Annotated in this window: 3 protein-coding genes; all 3 read left to right on the top strand. The window is 35.1% G+C overall.

Features of this window, described 5'->3' with window-relative positions; genetic code table 11:
- The first annotated feature begins 221 nt into the window (after positions 1-221).
- Complete coding sequence (omp85, locus tag AC1WHX_RS10750; protein ID WP_278585719.1) at positions 222-1,523, top strand: Omp85 family outer membrane protein; 1,302 nt, start codon at positions 222-224, stop codon at positions 1,521-1,523.
- A gap of 182 nt (positions 1,524-1,705) precedes the next feature.
- Positions 1,706-2,176, top strand: a complete 471-nt coding sequence (locus AC1WHX_RS10745) for a hypothetical protein (RefSeq protein ID WP_009317114.1) — start codon at positions 1,706-1,708, stop codon at positions 2,174-2,176.
- A gap of 2 nt (positions 2,177-2,178) precedes the next feature.
- Complete coding sequence (locus tag AC1WHX_RS10740) at positions 2,179-4,317, top strand: S8 family peptidase (protein WP_303117240.1); 2,139 nt, start codon at positions 2,179-2,181, stop codon at positions 4,315-4,317.
- Positions 4,318-4,431: the final 114 nt, after the last annotated feature.

The raw sequence follows: 4,431 nt of genomic DNA, 5'->3' as shown, positions 1-4,431 counted from the left end.
ATATTACTACATATTGATATTAAAAACACGTATAAACAGTATTTTTTTAACGAATTAACCCGAATATATTTCAAAATAATACTTATAACGAATTTGATTTCAAAAGGAATACGACTTTTTAATAGTAACGGTCAAATACTCAAACACAGTTTTGTGTCATGTTTTCTCATTTATTCAAAAAAAGACATTCGATCGAAAAAAAATATTTGTATTTTCGCGGCATGAATGAATCGTCCGTATGTATCTTTAAATTAATTATCATATCTCTTTTCGGGTTAGTGACGATTTTATATCCGAAAATTTCTTATGCCATTCCCCAAGATTCATTGATAAATTCTCAAAATAAGAAAGGATGGAATGTGACACCGTTTCCGGAGATTGCCTACAATAGCGATCTCGGATTTCAATACGGTATATATTGCGAATTATATGATTTTGGAAATGGGGAAAATTACCCGGACTATACACATAAATTTTGTATCGAAGCAGCCCGATTTACAAAAGGATCTGGAGTTTACTGGTTTTTCTATGATTCTCCCCAATTATGGAAAAACCACAGATTCTCATTTGATGTTGCATACTTACCGGACAATATGTGTGATTTTTACGGATATAACGGTCGTAGCGCACCTTACTCAGATACACACAACGATTCTTTCTATAAAATAGATCGAAAACAAATTCGTATGATTTTCGGCCTACAAGGGAAAATTGTAGGACAACTTAATTGGATGGCAGGCATCAGTTGGCAAAAAATGATGATTCAACCTGTTTCCTTGAAAAAATATGTCGGAGCAGATAACCTTTACAATCGCTATATAAAAGCAGGACTGATAAATCAGAATGAGGCAAAAGGCGGAAATGTTCTGCAATGGAAAGCAGGAATAGTTTATGATACCCGTGATAGAGAAGCAGATCCGACGCAAGGTATATATGGAGAAGCTATCTTCGCTTTTTCTCCAGACTGGACAAGTAAAAACGGATACTCCTTTATAAGAACAACCTTGAACGTCTGCTATTATCAATCGCTTTGGAAAGAACACTTGACTTTGGCAGGACGAATCGGATTGCAACTTACTCCTGTCGGGAGAGTTCCGTTCTATTTTTTATCAGATATAAATACTTACTATATAAGACAAACTTATTCTGAAGGATTAGGAGGAACAAATAATATAAGAGGGGTACTACGTAACCGAATTACGGGAAACGGTATCGGTTGGACCAACATAGAGTTAAGATTACGTTCACGGGTGATAAGACTATTGAAACAAAACTGGTATATCGGAATGAACCCTTTTTTCGACGCAGGGGCTGTACTGCAGCCATACCGGTTGAAACTGCAAAAAGAAAGCAATGACCCTATTATTTACAGCGGTAAAAACGAATGTCTCCACACAAGCGCAGGAATAGGGCTGAAACTAGTCATGAACCATAATTTTGTTCTTTCGGCAGAATGGGGAGCAGCTTTTTCCCGTGAAGACGGAACAAACAGCATAGACCTCGGAATCAACTATTTATTTTAGAATTTCATCTCTTATTCCCTACAAAAAATATATTCGAATTTAGATATATTTAATGGCTTCGCAACAAGCTGATAATTTTAAATAACATATATTTGTATCATATTGTTTTTAAACAACAAATTCTATAAAATCTTTTTTACAAAAAAATGATTTAATCGCATTTTTAATCAATAGCTGATTTTATGAAAAAGATTATTTTAATATCGATTCTATTATACAGCATTTCATGTTCGTTCCGGCATATTCCAATTATGCCCGGAGGAAAAAATAACAAAATCGAATACATGAAAATATCTGTTTTACCCGATACAATTCGGTTCTCAAACAATTTCAGAATGTTATGGGACGATTTACTAAAAGAAGCCAATGGCTATTTATCATCTAAAGATTACACTCCGTCAGAACAACTGCGAGAAAAATATAATTTGAAATATTCTGACGGGAAATATTATATTAAAGGGTATCTACATACCCGGCCATATTTCGATAAAAACAAAGCTGAAAGCCAAGGAATATCGATCGTCTCGTATACCGACACACTGAAAAGTTTCTCATGCCTGATTTCACAATTACCGGAATTAATAACCCTACCCGATATTTCTGCCATAGAACTAAGTAAGTCTATCAATTTAAGATTACCTAAAAAATATTGATTATGAAGAAAACCATTATCTCTCTATTATTATTCTGCTTTGCCACATTCATTATGGCTCAATCAAAATTGTCGCCATATACACGGCATTTTATAAATGAAAAGGAACAGATAAAAACGGACAAAACATTTTCTTCTAAATTTAAAGTAAAGAAAATTGACGAAATCGATTATGTTAAAGCTTATATTTATTTAAAGGCTCAAACAGATCCCTATTTTTTAGAAAGTTATGGAGTAAGAGTCAATATTTGCATAGATTCTTTAATCACAGCGCAAATTCCTGTCAGCAAAATTGAAACCATATCCTCCCTAAATAACATCAAATATGTACAAATCAGTACACCGATATATCAAAAAATGAATAAAGCCAGAACCGAGACTCTAGTAGATAACGTTCAAAGCGGGAAAGATTTAACGACACCATTTTTAGGAAAAGATGTTGTTATAGGAATTGTCGATAATGGTTTTGAATACGGACACATCAATTTTTACAATACAGACGGAACTCAACTACGGGTAAAACGAGTGTGGAATCAAAATAAAAACGGTAAAGCTCCAAGCGGTTTTACCTACGGAACAGAATATAAAACTACTGATGAAATTCTTGCAGCAAAATATGATGTAACAGACGAAACTCATGCTACTCATGTAACCGGTATAGCCGCAGGAGCAGACCACACAAAATCTTATTACGGAGTAGCCGGAGAAGCAGATATAGTTTTGGTCAGCTATGATCTGAATGACAATACTACTGATCAGGTAAGCCTCTCGGATGCAATGAAATATATATATGATTATGCCGAATCGGTGGGAAAACCTTGTGTTATTAATATGAGTTTGGGTTCTCATATCGGCCCCCACGACGGAACTTCCACTTTTGACCAAGTTGCAGATAATCTGCAAGGTCCGGGAAAACTATTTGCCGGAGCAGCAGGCAACGAAGGTTGTGATCCTATGCATCTCAGCAAAACATTTACATCTTCTGATAATACATTAAAAACATTTATCGATTTCTTGGATAATTCTGACCGCTATTCGATGCTTGATATCTGGGGTGAGCCCGGAGAAACATTTCAGATTACTATCGATCGATATAATATCTCAAAAAACAAGTCTGAATACTCAGAAACGGTCAATATTTCAGGAAATGGTTCTAAAACTATTTCATTAAAAAACGGGATTAGCGGATATGTTGAAATTTACTATGAAGTAAATGCTAATAACAACAAACCGAACGCTTTTATAGTATCTGAGGTAAATAGCATGAATTCTGGTTACGCAATAGGAATAACAATTACTGCAACAAGTGGAACTGTACATATCTGGGCTGATGATTATTATAGTCAACTTACCGGTAACGGTTTATCAGGATGGACAGATGGTGATTCAAAATATACCGTCGGTGAAATCGGAGGAACAGGGAAAAATGTAATCAGTGTAGGAGCTTATGCAACTCGTACCGGAAGTTATGCTCGAGAAGAAGGTATGATTGCAGAATTTTCAAGTTTAGGTCCGACAGCTGACGGACGTGTAAAACCGGATATTACAGCACCCGGGAATCAAATTATCTCATCATATTCCAGTGCACAATTTTATGATAGCGGTATCTGTGATAATACCACCGTAAACGGGAAAAAATATTATTACGGATATATGTCCGGAACTTCTATGGCAACTCCTTTCATTACAGGAGTATTAGCAACATGGCTTCAGGCAAACCCGACTCTTAGCCCGAATGATGTCAGAAACATTTTCAAAAAAACAGCACGACAAGATAACTATACAGGAACTATTTCCGAAAATGGAGATAATACTTGGGGTTTCGGGAAAATAGATGCATGGAATGGCATAAAAGAATGTATAAAAATGACAGCGGGAATATACGAAGAAAAAAACAACATTCCAGACGTGACAATCTACACTTCGGGAAATGGAATATGTCATCTATTATTCGGGAAAACCGATAACCAAACAACCATATCTGTATATAATACAAACGGGCAATTACTGAAATCAACAAGGTTAAATTCCATAACGATAGGTCAAGAAGAAATTTTAAATTTATCAGGTTTCGTACCGGGAATATACATTATCCACATAAAAGGCAATAACATACAAAAAAGCCAAAGGATAATCCGATAATATTAGAGCCTGTCAAAAGATAAAATTATATATCCAGAAAGACTATAAAATTATTATTAATAAAAGAGGGTGACCCAAAAGTCAATAACGACTGAACGGGTCACCCTTTTTCAT

The sequence above is a fragment of the Coprobacter sp. genome (assembly GCF_982436375.1).
This window is presented reverse-complemented; position numbering and strand designations above follow the sequence as displayed.